11 protein-coding genes are annotated in these 20,723 nt (G+C 65.9%); 5 read left to right on the top strand and 6 right to left on the bottom strand.

What is annotated here, in order from left to right; translation table 11 throughout:
- Window positions 1-22: 22 nt before the first annotated feature.
- From ASE67_RS01225 to glgX, 5 genes are all read left to right on the top strand, one after another.
- Window positions 23-2,452, top strand: a complete 2,430-nt coding sequence (locus tag ASE67_RS01225) for a glycogen/starch/alpha-glucan phosphorylase (RefSeq protein ID WP_055756053.1) — start codon at window positions 23-25, stop codon at window positions 2,450-2,452.
- Entirely contained in the window at window positions 2,449-4,599 is a 2,151-nt protein-coding gene (gene glgB, locus ASE67_RS01220; RefSeq protein ID WP_055756051.1) for a 1,4-alpha-glucan branching protein GlgB, read from the top strand. The genes ASE67_RS01225 and glgB overlap by 4 nt, the downstream gene beginning before the upstream one ends.
- 22 nt (window positions 4,600-4,621) lie before the next feature.
- A complete protein-coding gene (glgC, locus tag ASE67_RS01215; protein ID WP_082456875.1) occupies window positions 4,622-5,881 on the top strand; it encodes a glucose-1-phosphate adenylyltransferase in 1,260 nt (419 codons plus the stop codon).
- A gap of 152 nt (window positions 5,882-6,033) precedes the next feature.
- Entirely contained in the window at window positions 6,034-7,449 is a 1,416-nt protein-coding gene (glgA, locus tag ASE67_RS01210) for a glycogen synthase GlgA (RefSeq protein WP_055756047.1), read from the top strand.
- Entirely contained in the window at window positions 7,446-9,215 is a 1,770-nt protein-coding gene (glgX, locus tag ASE67_RS01205) for a glycogen debranching protein GlgX (RefSeq protein ID WP_055756046.1), read from the top strand. The genes glgA and glgX overlap by 4 nt, the downstream gene beginning before the upstream one ends.
- On the opposite strand, the gene ASE67_RS01200 is transcribed toward glgX, so the two are convergent.
- The 6 genes from ASE67_RS01200 to ASE67_RS01175 all read right to left on the bottom strand — a co-directional run bounded on the left by ASE67_RS01200 (window position 9,202) and on the right by ASE67_RS01175 (window position 20,668).
- Window positions 9,202-10,707: an MFS transporter gene (locus ASE67_RS01200; RefSeq protein ID WP_055756044.1), complete on the bottom strand. Its 1,506-nt coding sequence runs from the start codon at window positions 10,705-10,707 to the stop codon at window positions 9,202-9,204. The two genes, glgX and ASE67_RS01200, sit on opposite strands and share 14 nt — an antisense overlap.
- A gap of 144 nt (window positions 10,708-10,851) precedes the next feature.
- A complete protein-coding gene (locus tag ASE67_RS01195) occupies window positions 10,852-12,897 on the bottom strand; it encodes a glycoside hydrolase family 97 protein (RefSeq protein ID WP_055756041.1) in 2,046 nt (681 codons plus the stop codon).
- 29 nt (window positions 12,898-12,926) lie between these two features.
- A complete protein-coding gene (locus ASE67_RS01190) occupies window positions 12,927-14,549 on the bottom strand; it encodes an alpha-glucosidase family protein (protein WP_055756039.1) in 1,623 nt (540 codons plus the stop codon).
- Window positions 14,549-16,336 carry an alpha-amylase family glycosyl hydrolase gene (locus ASE67_RS01185; RefSeq protein ID WP_443025523.1) on the bottom strand — a complete coding sequence of 596 codons (1,788 nt, stop codon included), beginning with the start codon at window positions 16,334-16,336 and terminating at the stop codon, window positions 14,549-14,551. The genes ASE67_RS01190 and ASE67_RS01185 overlap by 1 nt, the downstream gene beginning before the upstream one ends.
- Entirely contained in the window at window positions 16,336-17,856 is a 1,521-nt protein-coding gene (locus ASE67_RS01180; protein ID WP_055756036.1) for a tryptophan halogenase family protein, read from the bottom strand. Before ASE67_RS01180 ends, ASE67_RS01185 begins: the two co-directional genes overlap by 1 nt.
- Window positions 17,857-17,914: 58 nt before the next feature.
- Window positions 17,915-20,668 carry a TonB-dependent receptor gene (locus ASE67_RS01175; protein ID WP_055756034.1) on the bottom strand — a complete coding sequence of 918 codons (2,754 nt, stop codon included), beginning with the start codon at window positions 20,666-20,668 and terminating at the stop codon, window positions 17,915-17,917.
- Window positions 20,669-20,723 lie beyond the last annotated feature (55 nt).

Raw genomic sequence — 20,723 nt, 5'->3', positions numbered from 1 at the left:
TATCCCGTTTCGAGGAATCCGCGTGACCCAGCCTGCCCTTGCCGCCGTTGCTCCGACCACGCCGCCCCTTGCCGATGCCATCCTCGAAACGCTGGTCCACCGGATCGGCAAGGATGCGCAGGCCGCGCTGCCGCACGACTGGCTGGCCGCGACCATCCTGACCGTGCGCAACGACATCATCGAACGCTGGATGGCGTCGAGCAAGCAGGCCCATGCCGCCGGTGCCAAGCGGGTCTATTATCTAAGCCTCGAATTCCTGATCGGGCGGCTGCTGCGTGATGCGATGGCGAACCTGTCGCGCACCGACGAAGTGCGCGAGGCGCTGACCTCGCTCGGCGTCAACCTCGCCGATCTGGAGGGCGAGGAACCCGACGCGGCGCTCGGCAACGGTGGTCTCGGCCGGTTGGCGGCGTGTTTCATGGAAAGCCTCGCGAGCCTCGACCTGCCTGCCTATGGCTATGGCATCCGCTATGTGAACGGCATGTTCCGCCAACGGATCGACAATGGTTGGCAGGTCGAACTGCCCGAAACCTGGCTGCGCCACGGCAATCCGTGGGAATTCGAACGCCGCGAAAGTGCCTATCGCATCGGCTTCGGCGGTGAAGTCGTCGGCGACGAGAATGGCGACATCCACTGGATGCCGGGCGAAAGTGTCGAGGCGGTTGCGGTCGACACGCCGGTGATCGGGTGGCGCGGGGCGCGAGTAAACACCCTGCGCCTGTGGACCGCGCGGGCGCGTGATCCGATCCGGCTCGACCGGTTCAACGCCGGCGACCATGAGGGCGCGCTGGCGGCGTCGGTCCGCGCCGATACGCTGGTCCGCGTGCTGTATCCGGCGGATTCTACCCCGGCGGGACAGGAGTTGCGGCTGCGGCAGGAGTATTTCTTCTCCTCGGCATCGATACAGGACATCGTGCGCCGCCACGTCCAGTATTTCGGCGACATCCGCACCCTGCCCGACAAGGCCGCGATCCAGCTGAACGATACCCATCCCGCGGTGTCGGTCGCCGAGTTGATGCGCATCCTGATCGACGACCATGCACTCGATTTCGACGGCGCGTGGGAGATTACCAAGGCGACGTTCGGCTATACCAACCACACGCTGCTGCCCGAGGCGCTGGAAAGCTGGCCGCTGCCGCTGTTCGAACGGCTGCTGCCGCGCCACATGCAGATCGTCTATGCGATCAATGCGAAGGTGTTGCGCGAGGCACGGGCACAGGGGCAGGACGATGGCGCGATCGCCGCGATCAGCCTGATCGACGAGGGCGGCGAGCGGCGGGTGCGCATGGCGAACCTGGCGTTCACCGGCAGCCACAGCGTCAACGGCGTCGCCGCGCTGCACACCGACCTGATGAAGCAGACGGTGTTCGCCGACCTGCACCGCCTCTATCCAGACCGGATCAACAACAAGACCAACGGCATCACGCCGCGCCGCTGGCTGTTCGAGAGCAATCCGGGGCTGACGTCGCTGATCCGCGAGGCGATCGGCGAGGCGTTCCTCGACGATGCGATCAAGCTCGCCGACCTGAAGCCCTTCGCCGCCGACGCGGCGTTCCGCGAAAAGTTCGAGGCGGTGAAGCGGGCGAACAAGGTCCGTCTGTCGCAGCATCTGCGCGAGGTAATGGGCGTCCGGCTGGACCCCGACGCGATGTTCGACGTGCAGGTGAAGCGCATCCACGAATATAAGCGCCAGCTGCTCAACATCCTCGAGACGGTCGCGCTGTACGACCAGATTCGCAGCCATCCCGACCGGGACTGGACCCCGCGGGTAAAACTGTTCGCGGGGAAGGCAGCGTCGAGCTATCACAATGCCAAGCTCATCATCAAACTGGCGAACGACGTCGCGCGACGGGTCAATGCCGATCCGGCGGTGCGCGGGCTGCTGCGCGTGGCGTTCGTGCCGAACTACAATGTGTCGCTGGCCGAACTCATCATGCCCGCCGCCGACCTGTCCGAACAGATCAGCACCGCGGGGATGGAGGCATCGGGCACCGGCAACATGAAGCTGGCGCTGAACGGCGCGCTGACCATCGGCACGCTGGACGGTGCGAACGTCGAAATCCGCGACCATGTCGGCGCCGACGACATCGTCATCTTCGGCCTGACCGCCGACGAGGTCGCCGAAAAGCGTGGCAATGGTTACGACCCGCGCGAGGCGATCGCCGCCTCGCCTGAGCTGCAACAGGCGCTGTCGGCGATCAAGGGCGGGGTGTTCAGCCATGACGACCCCACCCGCTATGCCGGGCTGATCGACGGGCTGGAGAATAGCGACTGGTTCCTGTGCTGTGCCGACTTCGACAGCTATGCGCAGGCGCAGCGACAGATCGACGCCCGCTGGAGCGACCGCGCCGGGTGGAATGCCAGCGCGATCCGCAATGTCGGCGGGGTCGGCTGGTTCTCGTCCGACCGCACGATCGGCGAATATGCGCGTGACATCTGGAACGTGATGTGACGCCCGGCGACGACGCCATCGCCGCGCTGCTCGGCGGGCGTCATGCCGATCCATTTGCGCTGCTCGGTCCCCATGCCGGGCCGGCGGGCACGTTCGTGCGTGCGTGGTTGCCCGGTGCGCAGAAGGTGCTGGCCCACGACCTGTCGGGCAAGGTGCTGGGCGAGCTCAAGCCCGTCGGCGACGGTATCGTCGAGGGGGTGGTCGACGCGCCGCCCCAGCCGCTCTGGTATTACGCGCGTGGCGGCGGCGGCGAATGGTGGGTGAAGGACCCCTATTCATTCGGCCCGGTGCTGGGGCCGACGGACGATTTCCTGCTGGCGGAAGGCACGCATCTGCGCCTCCACGACAAGCTGGGCGCGCATCCGATCCGGCATGAGGGCGCGGACGGCATGCACTTCGCCGTCTGGGCGCCCAATGCTCAGGTCGTCAGCGTCGTCGGCGACTGGAATATGTGGGATGCCAAGCGCCATCCGATGCGGCGGCGGAGCGATGTCGGCGTGTGGGAAATCTTCCTGCCCGATGTGGGGCCGGGTCAGGCGTATAAATTCGCGATCATCGGTGCGGATGGCGAGCGCCTGCCACACAAGGCCGATCCGTTCGCCTTCGAAAGCGAGCTGCGCCCGGCCACCGCATCGCGCACCGCCGCCCCGCTCGACCATGACTGGCGCGACGCGGCGCACCGCGAGCACTGGGCATCGATCGATGCACGCCGCGTGCCGATCTCGATCTACGAAGTCCATGCCGGCAGTTGGCAGCGTGGCGACGATGGCTGGTTCCTGCCGTGGGACCAGCTGGCCGACCGGCTGATCCCCTATGTCGTCGAAATGGGGTTCACCCATATCGAATTCTTACCCGTCAGCGAACATCCCTACGATCCATCATGGGGATATCAGACGACCGGCCTCTACGCCCCGTCCGCCCGGTTCGGCGATCCGGCCGGGTTCGCGCGGTTCGTCGATGGCGCGCACAAGGCCGGGGTCGGCGTGCTGCTCGACTGGGTGCCGGCGCATTTTCCGACCGACGCGCATGGCCTGGCGCGCTTCGACGGCACCGCGCTCTACGAACATGAAGATCCGCGGCTGGGCTTTCATCCCGACTGGAACACCGCGATCTACAATTTCGGTCGCCGTGAGGTGTCGCAGTTCCTGATGAACAACGCACTGTTCTGGGCCGAACGCTATCATGTCGATGGCCTGCGGGTCGATGCGGTCGCATCAATGCTATATCGCGACTATTCGCGCAAAGCCGGCGAATGGATTCCGAACGCCGATGGCGGGCGCGAGAATTGGGAAGCGGTCGAGTTCCTCCGCGACACCAACCGCGCTGTATACCGCGAACATCCCGGCTTCTTCACCATTGCCGAGGAATCGACCTCGTGGCCCGGCGTGTCGAAACCGGCCCATGAAGGCGGCCTGGGCTTCGGGTTCAAATGGAACATGGGCTTCATGCACGACACGCTCGCCTACATGGCGCGCGAGCCGGTGCACCGGGCGCACCATCATGATGAAATCACCTTCGGCCTTACCTATGCCTTCAGCGAGAATTTCGTCCTGCCGCTGAGCCATGACGAAGTGGTGCATGGCAAGGGATCGTTGCTGACCAAGATGGCCGGTGACGATTGGCAGAAATTCGCCAACCTGCGCGCCTATTACGCGCTGATGTGGGGCTATCCGGGCAAGAAGCTGCTGTTCATGGGACAGGAGTTCGCCCAGCGCCGCGAATGGTCGGAAGAGCGCGCGCTCGATTGGGAATTGATGGAGGCGCCCGCACATCGCGGTATCGCCACGCTGATCCGCGATCTCAACCGGCTGTATCGCGATACACCGGCATTGCATGCGCGCGATTGCGAGGGCGACGGCTTCTGCTGGGCGGTAGTCGACGATGCGGCCAATTCGGTCTTTGCATGGGAACGCCGCGCACCGGGCGAGGCGCCGGTACTGGTCGTCAGCAACCTGACGCCGGTAGTGCGCGAGGGATACCGCGTGCCGGTGTCGGCGAATGGAACGTGGCGCGAAGTGCTGAACAGCGACGCGCCCGTCTATGGCGGTGGCGGCATCGGCAATCTGGGCGCGGTTACCGCTGCCGACGGCACGGTTACGCTGACCCTGCCGCCGCTGGCGACAATGTGGTTCGAATATAACGCGTAAGTTTTTTGGGGGAGAGTACTGCGTGGAGAGGCGAGGACAACCATTGGCGCGTGACGCCATGGCCTATGTATTGGCGGGCGGCCGGGGTAGCCGCCTGTTCGAGATGACCGACACCCGTGCCAAGCCGGCGGTCTATTTCGGGGGCAAGAGCCGGATCATCGACTTCGCGCTGTCGAATGCGATCAATTCGGGCATCCGCCGCATCGGCGTGGCGACGCAGTACAAGGCGCACAGCCTGATCCGCCACCTCCAGCGCGGCTGGAACTTCCTGCGCCCCGAACGCAACGAGAGCTTCGATATTCTGCCCGCCAGCCAGCGGATCAGCGAGTTCCAATGGTATGAAGGCACTGCCGACGCGGTGTTCCAGAATATCGACATCATCCAGAGCTATGGTCCGGAGTATATGGTCATCCTAGCCGGGGACCATATCTACAAGATGGACTATGAACTCATGCTCCAGCAGCATGTTGACACCGGTGCCGACGTGACCGTCGCCTGCATGGAGGTGCCGCGTGCCGAGGCGGTCGGGTTCGGCGTCATGCATGTCGATGCGAACGACCGGATCATCGATTTCGTCGAAAAACCGAAAGACCCGCCGGCGATCCCCGGCAATCCCGACATGGCCCTCGCCAGCCTCGGCATCTACGTCTTCCGCACCAAGTTGCTGTTCGATCAGCTCCGCCGCGATGCGGATGCGGAAGGGTCGAGCCGCGATTTCGGCAAGGACCTGATCCCCTGGCTGGTCGAACATGGCCATGCGCAGGCACACCGTTTCTCTTCCTCCTGCGTTCGTAGCCCGGAAGAGCCGCGTGCCTATTGGCGCGATGTCGGCACGGTCGATGCCTATTGGGAAGCGAACATCGATCTGACCGATGTCGTACCGCAACTGGACCTGTACGACCGCAGCTGGCCGCTCTGGACCTATTCGGAAATCACCCCGCCGGCCAAGTTCGTCCATGATATCGACGGACGGCGCGGCAGCGCGGTGTCGAGCCTGGTCGCGGGCGACTGCATCGTGTCGGGATCGACCGTCCATCGCAGCCTGCTGAGCACCGGGGTCCGCGCGCACAGCTTCAGCAGCATCGACGAATCGGTAATCCTGCCGATGACCCGGATCGGGCGGAATGCGCGGCTGACCCGTTGCGTGGTCGATGCCGGCGTCACCATTCCCGACGGGCTGGTGATCGGCGAGGACCCGCTGCTCGACGGCCATCGCTTCCGCCGCACGGAACGTGGCATCTGCCTGATTACCCAACCGATGATCGACCGGCTGGAGGTTTGATGCAGCCGATCCATATCCTCCCCGGCACGGGGAGGGGGACCATGCGCAGCATGGTGGAGGGGGCTGGCCTGCTCCACAGCGCGTCTTGTGTGCGGACATCCCCCTCCACCGTCCTGCGGACGTCCCCCCTCCCCATACCCGGGAGGATTTAGATGCGCGTTCTTTCCGTCGCTTCCGAAGCCTATCCGCTGGTCAAGACCGGCGGCCTTGCCGATGTCGTTGGCGCCCTGCCCGCCGCGCTCGCCCCGCATCGGATCACGACGACCACGCTGCTGCCGGGATACCCATCGGTCGTGAAGTCGCTCGGTCGAGCCAAGGCGGTGCGCCGGTGGGACGACCTGCTGGGGGTCCCGGCCCGGTTGCTGGGCGGAAAGATCGACGGCCATCCGCTGCTCGTGCTCGACGCGCCAGCGCTGTTCGCGCGCGACGGTGGCCCATATGGCGATGCGACGGGCCGCGACTGGGACGATAACTGGCGGCGCTTCGCAGCACTCGGCCGGGCGGCGGCGGACCTCGCGCCGCAGTTCGACCTGGTCCATGCCCATGACTGGCAGGGGGCGATGGCACCGGCCTATCTGCGCTATGATGGCGCGCGCGTGCCGAGCGTCCTGACGATCCACAATATCGCGTTTCAGGGGCGCTATGACGCCGCCGTCTTCGCCGGCTTGGGTCTGCCCGACAGCGCCTTCGCGCTCGACGGCATCGAATATTATGGCGGGATTGGCCTGCTCAAAGCGGGCCTCGCCTCCGCCGACGCCATCACTACCGTGTCGCCCAGCTATGCCGAGGAAATCCGGCGGGGCGAATTCGGCATGGGGCTGGAGGGATTGATCGAGGCGCGGCACGACCGGGTGTCGGGCATCGTCAACGGCATCGATCCGGCGGTGTGGTCGCCGGAAACCGACGCCGCCCTGCCCGCCCGCTATACCGCGCGCACCCTGCCCCGCCGCCGCACCAACAAGCGCGCGGTCGAGGCTGCGTTTGGCCTTGAACCCGGCGACGGCCCGATCTTCGTCGTGGTCAGCCGGCTGACGTGGCAAAAGGGCATGGACGTGCTGGCCGGCGAGTTAGACGCGCTGGTCGCCATGGGGGGCCGGCTCGCGCTGCTCGGCTCGGGTGATGCCGCGCTCGAACAGGCGTTCGTCGCAGCGGCCGCCCGCCATGCCGGACGGATCGGCGTGCGGATCGGCTATGACGAAGGCGTCTCGCATCTGTTGCAGGGCGGCGGCGATGCGATCCTGATCCCGTCGCGCTTCGAACCCTGCGGCCTGACCCAACTCTACGGCCTGGCCTATGGCTGCGTGCCCGTCGTCGCGCGCACCGGCGGGCTGGCCGACACGGTGATCGACGCGAACGAGGCGGCGGTGGCAGCGGGTGTAGCGACCGGGGTCCAGTTCGGGGCGGTCACGCCGGACGGGCTGGCACAGGCGCTTCGGCGAACGATGGCGCTCTATGCCCGGCCCGATTGCTGGACGACCCTGCAGAAGCAGGGAATGCGCGCGGACTTTTCCTGGACGCGCAGCGGCGCACGCTACGCCGAACTCTATCGGAGCCTGTTGGCCGCATGACGCCGGGTGCCTGTGCGATCCCCGGCGGCACGCGCTTCGCCGTTCGAGCGCGCGAAGCGGCCGGCGTCTGGTTGTGCCTGTTCGATGGCGATGCCGAACGCCGCGTGGCGATGGCACGCGACGGCGACTGGTTCGTGGCGGAGGTTGCCGGCGTAGGTCCCGGCCAATGCTATGGCTACCGCGCCGATGGCGAATGGGCGCCCGACCGGGGCCGCTGGTTCGATCCAGCCAAGCTGCTGGTCGATCCCTATGCCGTCGAACTCGACCGCCGCTTCGCCTACGACCCGGTCCTGTCGGCGTTTGGCGTGGACACCGCTGCCATCGTGCCCCGCACGATCGTTCCGGCGCTGTCCGCGGCTGCCCCGGTCGAGCGGCCGCTGATCGATCCGGCGCGGCCGATCTATGAACTGAATGTCCGGGCGTTCACGATGCAGCATCCCGACGTGCCCGAGGAACAGCGCGGGACGATCGCCGCCCTCGCCCATCCCGCCATCATCGCCCATCTGCAAAAGATCGGCGTCGGCACCGTCGAACTGATGCCGATCGTCGCGTGGATCGACGAACGCCATTTGCCCCCGCTGGGCTTGCGCAATGCCTGGGGCTACAACCCGGTCGTGCCGATGGCGATCGATCCCGGTCTCGCCCCCGGTGGCGTCACCGAACTGCGCGACACGATCGCCGCGCTCCACGCCGCCGGGATCGGTGTCGTGCTCGACCTGGTGTTCAACCATAGCGGGGAAAGCGACCGCGACGGGCCGATCCTGTCGCTGCGCGGGTTGGACGATCGCAGCTATGCGCATGCCCCCGACGGCAGCCTCATCAACGATACCGGTACCGGCAACACGCTGGACGCGGGCGATGCCGGGGTGCGCGATATGATCCTTGCGTCGCTGCGCCATTTCGCGGCGCTGGGCGTCGACGGATTCCGCTTCGACCTCGCCCCGGTCATCGCGCGTTCGCCCGGTTTCGATCGCCATGCCCCGATCTTTGCCGCCATCGCCGCCGACCCGCTGCTGCAACACAAGGTGATGATCGCCGAGCCGTGGGATATCGGACCCGGCGGCTATCAGCTGGGCAATTTTCCGGCCGACTGGCTGGAATGGAACGACCGCTACCGCGACGATGTACGCCGCTTCTGGCGCGGTGATGGCGGCGTCGGGCACTTGGCGACGCGGCTGATGGGATCGGCCGATATCTTCGGCCCCGTCACCCGCAGCGTCCATTTCCTTGCGGCGCATGACGGCTTCACCCTCGCCGATCTCGTGTCGCACATCGATCGCCACAACCATGCCAATGGCGAGGATAATCGCGACGGGCATGGCGACAACCTGTCGTGGAACCATGGGGTCGAGGGGCCAAGCGACGACCCTGCCGTCATCGCCGCGCGCGCCGCCGATCTGCGCGCACTGCTCGCCACCTTGTTCGCGACGCGCGGCTATATCCAGCTGACTGCCGGCGACGAATTTGGCCGGTCGCAGCGGGGCAACAATAACGCCTATGCGCAGGACAACGCGATCGGCTGGGTCAACTGGCGCGCGCGCGACGTGGCGCTGGAGGAGCATGTCGCGACGCTGGCTGCGTGGCGGCGCGATCGTCCCGCCGTGTTCGATACCGATGTGCCGCAGCAGGCAACGTGGCTGGCACTCGATGGCGCACCGATGACGGCGGAAGCGTGGGAAGCGCCCGACTGCCCCGGCTTCGAACTGCACCTGCCGGGCGCGACGATCCGGGTGGATCGCCCCGCCCGGACGGTCACGCTGCGATAGGCTCGCGCACCCGCAGCATCGCCACCGCCGCCAGCGCCATCACGGTCGCCGCGACCAGCATCGTCGTGGCCGGCTGGGTCGGGAACCACGTCTTGATGACCCCGCCCATGACGGTGGCGACGATCAGCTGCGGCAGTACGATGAAGAAATTGAAGATGCCCATATACACGCCCAGCTTGCGCTGCGGCAGGGCGTTGGCGAGCAGGACATAGGGCATGGTGAGCACCGATGCCCACACGATGCCGATGCCGATCATCGGCACGATCATGCCCAGCCGGTCATGCGTCAGGTAGATGCCGATATAGGCCGCCGCCCCGATAATCAGGCACAGCATATGCGTCCGCGCCGCCCCGATGCTGCGCGCGAGCAGCGGCAGCGCAAACGCCGCGACCGCCGCCACGCCCGAATAGATCGCGAACAATACGCCGACCCAGCTACCCGCCTGGTTATAGCCGTCCGACGCCGGATCGACCGTGCCCCACACCTGCTGCGCGATGACCGGCGTCGTATAGACCCACATGATGATGAGCGCGCCCCAGGTGAAGAACTGCACCAGCGCCAGCCGCCGCATCGTGTCGGGCATGGTGGCGAGGTCGCCGATGATGTGGCTGAGCACATTGTCTCCGCGCCCGGCCCGCACCAGCGCCGCCGACACCATTTGCGCCACGCCGTACAGCGCGATGCCGGCCGCGACGAAATACGCCTCGCGCCCGCTTTCCAGCGCGCCGCTCGCCTCCGCCCATGCGATCAGCGCGGCGACGATCACGCCACCGACGATCCACAGTGGCCCGCGCGCCGGCACGACCGGCGGGGCGGTATCGACCGGCTCCTCGGTTTCCTCGCCGAACGCCGCCAGCTCTGCCGGGCTGTATTCGCGCACGCTCAGCACCGTCCACAGTACCGCCGCCAGCAGCATCGCCCCGCCGAAATAGAAGCCATAGCGTACTGCATCGGGCACCTGCCCCGCCGGTGCTATGTTGCTGACGCCGAAGACATTCTCCAGCACATAGGGCGCGATGCTAGCGACGACGGCCCCCGCACCGATGAACCAGGTCTGGAACGCATAGCCCGCCGGTCGCTGTTTCGGCGCCAGCATGTCGCCGACGAACGCCCGGAACGGCTCCATCGATACGTTTAGCGACGCATCGAGAATCCATAGCGTGATCGCCGCCGCCAGGATCGTCGGCGAATTGGGCATGAAGAACAGCGCGCAGGTGCACAGGATCGCACCGACCAGGAAATAGGGTCGCCTGCGCCCCAGCCGCCCCCAGGTGCGGTCGGAGTAATGGCCGATCAGCGGCTGGACCAGCAACCCGGTCAGCGGGGCGGCGATCCACATCAGCCCCAGCTGATCGATCGGCGTGCCCAGCGACTGGAAAATGCGGCTGGCGTTCGCGTTCTGCAGCGCAAAGCCGATCTGGATGCCGAAGAATCCGAACGAGATATTCCAGAGCTGGGCAAAGCCGAGCGTCGGGCGGCTGTTGGTCGTCATAAATCCTCCCCGTTCACGGGGAGGGGGACCGTCCGCAGGACGGTGGAGGGGGATCGCCCCACCCGCCACCGTCACGTTGCGGGGCCACCCCCCTCCACCACCGCTTTCCGCGGCGGTCCCCCTCCCCGTGCCGGGGAGGATCGTTTATCGCTTCTTCGGTGCCACGAAACGGATCGCCTCGCCACCGCCGGGTGCCAGCGCGATCGTCAGCGTGTCGCCCTTCTTCACCTGCCGCTGTTCGATGGTGATCGAATGGCGCGCATCGGTGCGATAGTCAGCACCCGGACCGTCGCGATAGATTTCGGCGGTATAGGTCTTGCCCGCATCGAGGAAGTCGAGCTTCACCGTGCTGCTGCGCGCTTCCTCGTCCCCGATCGCGCCCAGGAACCAATCGTTGCTGCCCGCCGCCTTGCGCGCGATCGTCGCATAGTCGCCGACCTCGCCGTTCAGTACGCGGGTGTCGGACCAGTCGGTCGGCACGTCGCGGATGAACTTGAAGGCGGCCGGATAGCGTGCGTAGTTTTCCGGCGTATCGGCCGCCATCACCACCGGCGAATAGAGCGTGACGTACAGCGCCAGCTGCTTGGCGATGGTCGATTGCAGGAACACGCCGGGACTGCCGGTCAAGCTCAGCACACCCGGCGTGAAGTCCATCGGCCCGCCCAGGAACTGGGTGAACACCATGTTCGACTCATGCTCGGGCGGATTGTTGTTGCCGCCGCCCCATGCGTTATATTCCATGCCGCGCCCACCCTCGCGGCTCAGCCAGTTGGGATAGGTCCGGCGCAGCCCCGTGTCCTTGACCGGTTCGTGGCTGTCGATCGACACCTTGTACCGGGCCGCGGCGTTCAGGACGCGCTGATGGTGGTTCACCATCCACTGCCCCTCATGCCATTCGCGATGCTTCGACCCGTCGGCATCGACGCGCTCGATCTGGCCCGCATCGGTGACATAGCCGGTTTTCACGACCCGCTCACCATGGTCCGCCGCCCATTTGAACGCGGTGTCGAGCTGCCGATCATAATTGCTGACCGACCCGCCGGTCTCGTGGTGCCCGATCAGGCGAACGCCCTTCGACTTGGCATAGGCCGCAAGACCGGCCGCGTCGAAATCCTCGGTCGGCTGGCTGAAGTTCATGTCGTTGCCGTTGCCGAACCAGTCGCCGTCCCAGCCGACATTCCATCCCTCGACCAGCACGCCCTGAATGCCATTGGCTGCGGCGAAGTCGATGTAGCGGCGGACATTGGCGGTGGTGGCGCCGTGCTTGAGCCCACGCGCCCAGCTCCATTCGCCCTTGATCATGTTCCACCACACGCCGACGAACTTGCCCGGCTGAATCCAGCTCGACGTATCGCCCAGCTTGTTCGGCTCGTTCAGGTTCAGCCCGATGCGGCTGGCGTTATAGAGGCCCGGCGCATCGTCGGCGATCGCGATCGTCCGCCATGGCGTCGAGAAGCCGGCGGCGCGCGATACCTTGGGACCAGTCGATCCCGGGGTCAGCACCGCGCGGAACGTGGTGCCCTCTGCCCGCGCCAGGTTCATCGCCGAATAATCGCTCAGCGCCGCTTCATGGATCGCGACGTGGCGACCGCTGGCAAGCTTCACCGTCATCACCGTCTGCGCGGTGCCGACCGCGTCCAGCGGCGTCTTGTTATAGAGATATTCCTCGCGGTTCCATTCGAACGCCGGCTTCCACCATGCGGTGCCCGGTTCGGCAAAGGCGAACTGGGTCAGCTCATCGGCGATGTTCACCGTCGTCAGATTGGCCTGCTTGGGCAGGGTGTAGCGAAACCCGACGCCATCGTCGAACAGGCGGAAGGTCACCGCCATTTCGCGCTTCAGGTTCTTGGCTTCGCGGAACGTCACCGTCAACTCGGTGTGGTTGTCGCGGATCATCTTCCATTCGCCGAACGGCTGGGTCCAGCTCGTATCGGCGCGGTCGCGCTTCGTGCCCGCGAGCGTCAGCCCGCGCTCGATCTTCGGCGCGTCGGTGAACAGGAAGCCGAGCTTGCTGTCGTTCAGCACGGCGCGACCGTCCTTGGCGATCGAATAGCTCGGCCGCCCTTCGCCATCGAGGCTGACCGCCACGGTCAGCTTGCCATCGGGCGAGGCCGCCCGCGCGACGACTTCGGCAAAGGCAGGCGAGGCCATCGCAGTCACGCCGGCCAGTGCCAGCGCCAGTTTCATCATCCTCATCGCCTTCTCCCTTGTATCTTGTATCAGTCGCGCACCGCGACGCGCGCCGCGAACGGGCCGAAGCGGTCCCCGTCGACGTCGCCGATGGTTTCGATCGCGCGCGTGGCTTCGCCGCCGGCAAAGGTCGCAGGTGCGTCGGACAGGTTGAACACGCACAGCAGCCGCTGCCCGTCCAGTTCACGCTCGAACGCGAAGATCGCGTCCGATGCCTCGATGATCGTCATGCTGCCCGATCGCAGCGCCGGATGGGAGTTGCGCAGCGCCAGCACCCGCCGGGTAAAGGCCAGCAGCGACTGCGGATCGTTCGCCTGCCGGTCGACCGCCAGCGCGCGGTGCGCCGGGCCGGTCGGCAGCCACGGTTTGCCCGCGCCGAAGCCGAGATTGTCGGCATCGGCCGCCCATGGCATCGGCGTGCGCGCACCATCGCGTGACAGGGTGAGCGGCCAGTTGGCGATGGCTTCGGGGTCCTGCAGGTCCTCGAACGCGATCTCCACCTGCGGCAGGCCCAGCTCCTCGCCATTATACAGGAAGATATTGCCGCGCAGGCAGGCAAGCAGCAGCATCTTGATCCGCCCGAATGCACCAGCATTTGCGGGATCGGTCAGCCAGCGCGAGACGGCACGCGGCGCATCGTGGTTCTCGAACGCCCAGCTCGGCCACGGCGCATCCTCTCCCCAATTGTCGAGCGCATCGCGCAAGATCCGGGGGCTGAGTTCGGGCGCGTAGAGGAAATCGAAGCCATAGGCGGTGTTGAGCCGATGGTCGCCCGCGCAGAACAGCTTCATCTCGCGCGTCGCATCGTCGCCGCCGATTTCGGCGACGGTGAAGCGGTCGCCATAGCTGTCGAGCAGCGCACGAACCCGTTCGAGGAACGCCGGAATGTCCGGATGCCCCTGATTATACAGCTTGCACTGGAAATCGAACGGGCGGGTGCGTGTCTTGCCGTTGCTCGGCATCGGCGGATTGTCGCGCAGATCGGGGTCGTGCATCGCGAAGTTGATCGCATCCAGCCGGAACCCGTCGACCCCCCGGTCGAGCCAGAAGCGCGCGGTGTCGAGCAGCGCCTGCTGCAACTCCGGATTGTGGCCGTGGAGCTGCGGCTGTTCCTTCAGGAAATTGTGCAGATAATATTGCCCGCGCCGCGCGTCCCACGTCCATGCCGGGCCACCGAACACCGACTGCCAGTTGCTGGGCGGCGACCCGTCCGGCTTGGCATCGGCCCAGACATACCAGTCGGCCTTGGGGTTGGTGCGGCTCGACCGGCTCTCGACGAACCAGGGGTGTTCGTCGCTGGTATGCGACCAGACCTGATCGATGATGATGCGCAGGCCCAGCGCATGCGCCTTGGCGATCAGCGCTTCGAAATCGGCCAGCGTGCCGAAGATCGGGTCGACATCGCAATAATCCGCAACGTCATAGCCGAAATCCTTCATCGGCGATGTGAAGAACGGCGACAGCCAGATCGCGTCGACACCCAGCGCCGCGACATAGTCGAGATGCGCGGTGATGCCGGGCAGGTCGCCGATCCCGTCGCCGTTGCTGTCGGCGAAGCTGCGCGGATATATCTGGTAGATGGTCGCACCATGCCACCACGGGCGGGCGGCGGCGGGTTCGGGGGCGATCGCCCGGACGGCAGCTTCGGTCATTATCGGGTCTCCGCGGCACATACCGCATAGCCAAGGGCAGGAAGGTCGACGCGGATCGCGCCCGGGGCGGTCACGGTGCCGCAGCGGCCGGCCAGCGCCCTGAACCGGGTAGAGGCGGTGTCGACCTGCACGTTGCGGGTGATCGGCGCATCGGCGGTGTTGAACAGCAACAGGACTTCGGCATTGCTGGTCGGATCGAAGCGCGAGATGGCGAGCAGTCCGGGCTTTTCCTCCCGTGCGCGCAGCAGTTGGCGACCGCGCGTCAGTGCCGGGGTCGCCGTCCTGATCTTCGCCAGTTCGGCGATCTGCCGGTACAGCGGATGGCTCGGCGTGAAGTTCGCGGTCGCGGTGGTCGCCTTGGTACCGATCAGCTTGTTGTCGTTATACGACGCGACCTGCGAGGCGAACATGTCCTCGCGCGCGTCCTGGTCGTTGCCGTCGCCGGCAAAGCCCTGTTCGTCCCCCGAATAGATGGTCGGCACGCCGCGCAGGCTCAGCAGCATCGCGTTCGACAGCATCACGCGCTTCAGGATTTCGGCATCGCTCGCCTGCGGCCGCGCCTGCCGCAGATAGAAGGCGAAACGGCCATTATCATGATTGCCGGTAAAGGTCGGCAGTTGCCGCGCCGTCGCCTCGCCATTGACATAGAGGACGTCGCCGTCGAACACCGTTTCGAACACGTCGGTGCCCTTGGTGCCCGCAACGCTTTGTAGCACGGCTTCGCGGAACGAGAAGTCGAGCACGGCCGGGAATTTGCCCGTCCTGGTCCAGGCGGCAAGGCCCCCCGCATCGAGCGACGACAGCGCGACTTCGCCAAAGACGTGGAAGTTGGGAATGCCCCGCGCCTTGGCCCGCGCCTGCATGGCGGGCACGAACGCTGCCCAGAATTCCGGGTTCACATGGCGCGCGGTATCGATGCGATAGCCGTCGATACCGAACCGGTCGATCCAGCCGCCAAAGATATCGATCATCCCCGCCACCACGCGCGGGTTTTCGGTCATCAGGTCGTCCAGCCCGACGAAGTCGCCCATCTGCGAGCTTTCGTTGCTGAAGGTCGTGCTACCGCGATTATGGTAGTAGATCGGGTCGTTGAGCCATGCCGGCACCTTCACCGACCGCTCCGCCGCCGGCACGAACGGGGTGTAGGCGAAGGACGGATCGGTCAGCTTCGCGAAGTTCTCCGCCGTCTGCACGCCGTCGCCGGCAAAACTCCGGTTCTTTCCCTTGGCGGCATAGGGATAATCGGCGCGGCTGCGATAGACGCACGCGGCCTGCCCCACGCATTCGCGATACTGGATCACGTCGGCGGTGTGGTTGGCGATGATGTCCATATAGACCTTCATGCCCCGTGCGTGGGCCGCATCGACCAGCGCCTTGAATTCGGCATTGGTGCCCAGATGCGGATCGACCTGGGTAAAGTCGGTGATCCAATAGCCGTGATAGCCGGCGGACTCATTGCCCGCCCCGCCCTGCACCGCCTTGTTCTTGAAGATCGGTCCAACCCAGATCGCGGTGGCGCCCAGCGACTGGATATAGGGCAGCCGCGCCGTCAGCCCTTTCAGGTCGCCGCCATGATAGAAACCCTTCGACGTCGGGTCGAAACCGGTGACCAGCCGGTCGCCGGTCATGCCGCCCCGGTCGTTCGCCGCGTCACCATTGTCGAACCGGTCGGGCAGGACGAAATAGATCACCTCGTCCTCCGGCGCGCGCGCGCGGAAATCCTGCGCGGTGGCGGCAACGGGCAGTGCGCTGGCCCCCAGGGTCAGGGCGAGGAGTAGGGATCGGATCACGCGGCAACCTTTGGATCGGGCGCCGGGCAGTGGGCGCGCAGGAACTGATCATGGGTCGGCATCCGCGCGACCGTGGCGGCGACATGTTGCGCCGAGATGTCGAGGAACTGGTCGCGCCGGTTGGCCGGCAGCGCGTCGGCGAGCGGGTGATAGCCCTTTGCCACCACCCCCTGCCCGATCAGCAGTTGTAGCCACGCCACTTCGGCGAACAGCTCATGCTCGTCGCGGACGATCCGGCCGGATTGCTCGAACAGGGCGATGCGTTCGGCCAGGCTGTCGGGAAGTTGCGTCGCGCGGCGTTCCTGCCAGAATGGCTCGTCCCGCCCGTTCAGCGCGTAATGCGCGATCAGGAAGTCGCGGATGCTCAGCCATTCGCGCGCCGACTGGCGGTTGAACTCGGCGATATCGGAGGCACGTGGGATAGCGGCCGGCCACAGCGCCAACAGCCGCGCAATGCCCGACTGCACCAGATGGATCGAGGTGGACTCGAGCGGTTCCATGAACCCGGCGGCCAGCCCCAGCGCGATGCAGTTGCCGATCCACGGTGCCTGCCGCCGACCGGTGGTAAAGCGCAATGGTCGCAGGTCGCCCAGCGCCGCCCCGTCGAGATTGCCCAGCAAGGTCGCGGCGGCTTCGTCGTCCGACAAATGCGCGCTGGAATAGACCAGCCCGTTGCCGGTCCGCTCCTGCAACGGAATACGCCATTGCCAGCCCGCCGCATGCGCCTTCGCGCGGGTGTAGGGCGTGATCGGCGATACCGACGCGCAGGGTACCGCCAGCGCCCGGTCGCACGGCAACAGCGCCGACCAGTCGTCCCAGCGATCGCCCGCCATCCGCCCGATCAGCAGCGCGGCAAACCCCGAACAATCGATGAAAAAGTCGGCCTCGACCAGGCGACCATCGTCCAGCGTGACGCCGGCGATCAACCCGGTCTCGCCGTCCTGCGCGACATCGACCACGCGCCCCTCGACCCGCACGACGCCCCCCGCCTCGGCCAGCTCGCGCAGATAGGCGGCGTAGCGTGCCGCGTCGAAATGATAGGCCCAGGATACACCCGACGGCGCCTGCGGGCTGCCGGGATCGCGGTCGAACCGGTTCTGTGCTGCCGCGACCGCACAGGCACTGTGCGACCAAAGCGACTGCGCCCGATCCCCGCCGCCCGCCGCCAGCCAGTAATGCTGGAACGGGACCAGCCCGACCGCGCGGCCGACCGTGCCGAATGCATGGAGGTAGCGGCTGTCGGCACCGTTCCAGCCGGCAAATTCGATGCCCAGCTTGAAACTGCCGCCGGTGCGGGCGACGAAATCATCCTCGTCGATGCCGAGGTTATGGTTGAACAGGCGCAGCTGCGGGATGGTCGCCTCGCCCACGCCGACCGTTCCGATCGCATCGGATTCGACCAGCGTGACGGCGGTACCGGCGGGCAGGAAGCGGGCCAGCGCCGCCGCCGTCATCCATCCGGCCGATCCGCCCCCGATAATGGCGACGCGCCGTACCGGTTCCTGATCGATCGCCATCCCCGCCTCCATCCGTTCGGCCCGCCCGCCCTGTGCGAGGGCGGGCGGATGCAGTGCATCAGAACCGGAACGATGCCCCGGCCAGGAAGCGCCGGCCATAGCTCTGATAGTCGATCACGGCGAGGTCATAACCCGGATCGACGGTCGAGAAGCGCTCGTCGGTCAGGTTCTGCCCCTGTACGAAGATCGACAGTCCTTCGAGGGCGGTGCCCTTCTGGAACTCATAGCCGACCTGCGCATCGATGATCGTCTCGTCCAGCGCGCGGCGGCGCTGGCGATTGCCGCCAAAGCCCGACAGTTCGCCGACGAAGGTCGAGCGGTAGCGCGCCGATCCGCGGGCGCTGAAGCCCCACTTCTCGAAATACGCCGTGCCGTTGATGACCCACTTCGAATAGCCGGGGATGTTTTCCGGCGGCGAGTTGGGATCGGGCTTGATCTGCGTCTTGGTCCACGAACCGCCACCGGTCACGCCGAAGCCGTCGAGGAACGACGCGAACGTGCTGAGCGGCAGGGTCGCAGCCAGTTCGACGCCATAGATGCTGCCACCCTCGCCGTTGATCGGCCGGTCGACGCGGCCCAGCGTCGGCGTTCCGGCGGGGGTGCCGGTCGGCGTCGGGAACGCGAAATAATCGAATGGCAGCGTCTGGTTATATACGTAGGACTTCAGGTCCTTGTAGAAGCCCTGCGCCGCGATGTAGCCCGACCGCCCGAAATACTTCTCCAGCGTCAGGTCGAACGAATTCGATCGGATCGGACGCAGCGAGGGATTGCCGCCGCCGCCCGTAATAATCCGTTCGTTCGGATTATAGCCATAGCCCAGCGCGACGCGCATGTCGTCCAGACGCGGACGCTGCACCTGCCGCGCCGCACCGGCACGGATCACCCAGTCGCCGGGCATGCGCAGCGACAGGTTAAGGCTGGGCATGAGGTCCCAATAATCCGCGCCGCGGGTTACCGGCGACAGCGCCCCGTTGGCGGCGATCAGACCCGACGACTTCTGCTCGGTCGCGACTGCCTGCACGCCGATGTTGCCGGTGAGCACCGACCCGCCGATATCCTGGTTGATGTCCGCCTGGGCGTACATCGTCATCAGGTCTTCTTCGATCCGGAACGCCTTTGCCGGGACGTCGGGGCTGGTGTTCGGGTTCAGCTGATAGATCCCGCCCGCCAGAAGGTCGCGCGGATCGTAGCTGAGCATCGGGCCGAGACCCAGGTAGCTGAGGCTCGTCGGCTCCTTCACATACTGATCCGGAATGCGCAGCTGGCGCAGGCCACCGCTCAACGCCAGCAGCGCTTCGTCAGGCGTCAGCGATTTGTCGCGATCGGTATAGTTAAGCCCGACCTTCACCGCGCTGAAGAAGCTGTCCAGCTCTTTCTCGACCTCGAAGCGATACTGGGCGATCCGGTCCTTGACGATGCGGTCGTTGAAATAGCCGGCCTGCAGGTTGGTGCCACCCCAGCCGAGCGGATCGGTCAGCAGGATCAGGTTCGGATCGGAATAGTTCAGCGTCGGCTTGAACACGGTGCCGGTCTTGCCGCTGGTGAAGGAGATCGTGTCCTTCGCGCCGACATTCTGGCCGTATCCGGTGCCGGCATAGCTTTCGAGGATGATCTCTTCACGATCGGTCTTCGAATAGCTGGCGTCGAGCGTCGCGTTCCAGCCGTCGTCGCCGCGCCATGCCATGTTGTAGCCGAACGAATACAGCTTCGCCTTGCGCTCGAACGCGTCGTTGCGGACCACGCCCTCGACATTGCCGAACGTACCCGACGTGACGAACCCGTCGCTATTGGCGGTGGTGCCGGTCAGCTTCACGCCATTGGCATTGTTCGGATTGTTGAAATCCTGACCATAGCCCAGCGGCAGTTCGATGCCGCGCTTGATCTGGTCGTCGTTGAAGTCCGAATAGAAGCCGTCGACCGTCACGGTCAGGTTCGGCACCGGCCGGTACTGCAGCGTGCCCGACAGGCCGAGGCGCTTCAGACGGGTCGAGGTGACGTACGACTTCGATCCGCCGATCACGCCCTGCCCGTTGAAACCGGCATAGCCCCAGGCGTTGAATTCCTGAATCTGGTACGGCTCGTCCAGATAGTTGCCCGACAGCGCGACGCCGATCTTGTCGTCGGCAAACTGGTCGATGTACGTGCCGCTGACGCGGTAGCCCTTGTCACGCGACCCGGCGTTCAGCTTACCCAGATCGGCATAGGTGCCGCGCGCGCCGATCGAGATCGCCTGGCGACCATATTCCAGCGGGCGGACGGTGCGCAGGTCGACGGTGCCCGACAGGCCCTGTCCGACCAGGTTCGCCTGACCGGTCTTGTAGACCAGCACCTGGCTCATGATTTCGGCGGGATACTGGTCATATTCGACGGCGCGGTTGTCGCCGGTCGACGTCTGTTCGCGGCCATTCAGCAGCGTGGTCGAGAAATCGGGCGCGAAACCGCGGATCGAGATCGAGTTCGACCGGCCCGAAACGCGCTGCGACGTCAGGCCCGGCAGGCGGGCGATCGATTCCGCGATCGATGCGTCGGGCAGCTTGCCGATATCCTCGGCCGAAATCGATTCGACGACCTGGTCGCGATTCTTCTTTTCGGCGACGGCATTTTCCAGGCTGGCACGGAAGCCGGTGACGACGATATCGACGTCTTCTTCGGCCGCCGGGGTCGCGGTCGGATCGGTTGCGTCCGTCTGCGCCGGTGCGGTCTGCGCGAATGCGGTGCCGGCCCCTGCCAGCAGCCCTGCGACCATCAATGCCGTGATGCTCGACCCCCGCGCCAATTTGGCGCACGTCGACGCTTGCGATGAATACCGCATGATCCAATCCTCCCCAACGATGGTTGATTCCCCGGCTCTTTCGCCCGGTTCGTCC

The organism is Sphingomonas sp. Leaf23 (assembly GCF_001421585.1).
Classification (GTDB): domain Bacteria; phylum Pseudomonadota; class Alphaproteobacteria; order Sphingomonadales; family Sphingomonadaceae; genus Sphingomonas.
Note: the sequence above shows the minus strand (reverse complement) of the source record. Positions and strands in the feature narration are given on the sequence as shown.

What these genes read in the sequence shown, in the direction of transcription:
- glgA (WP_055756047.1), top strand. Translation starts at nt 6,034, where the DNA reads ATGCGCGTTCTTTCCGTCGCTTCCGAAGCCTATCCGCTGGTCAAGACC.
- ASE67_RS01175 (WP_055756034.1), bottom strand. Translation starts at nt 20,668, where the DNA reads ATGCGGTATTCATCGCAAGCGTCGACGTGCGCCAAATTGGCGCGGGGG.
- ASE67_RS01195 (WP_055756041.1), bottom strand. Translation starts at nt 12,897, where the DNA reads ATGATGAAACTGGCGCTGGCACTGGCCGGCGTGACTGCGATGGCCTCG.
- glgX (WP_055756046.1), top strand. Translation starts at nt 7,446, where the DNA reads ATGACGCCGGGTGCCTGTGCGATCCCCGGCGGCACGCGCTTCGCCGTT.
- ASE67_RS01190 (WP_055756039.1), bottom strand. Translation starts at nt 14,549, where the DNA reads ATGACCGAAGCTGCCGTCCGGGCGATCGCCCCCGAACCCGCCGCCGCC.
- ASE67_RS01200 (WP_055756044.1), bottom strand. Translation starts at nt 10,707, where the DNA reads ATGACGACCAACAGCCGCCCGACGCTCGGCTTTGCCCAGCTCTGGAAT.
- ASE67_RS01180 (WP_055756036.1), bottom strand. Translation starts at nt 17,856, where the DNA reads ATGGCGATCGATCAGGAACCGGTACGGCGCGTCGCCATTATCGGGGGC.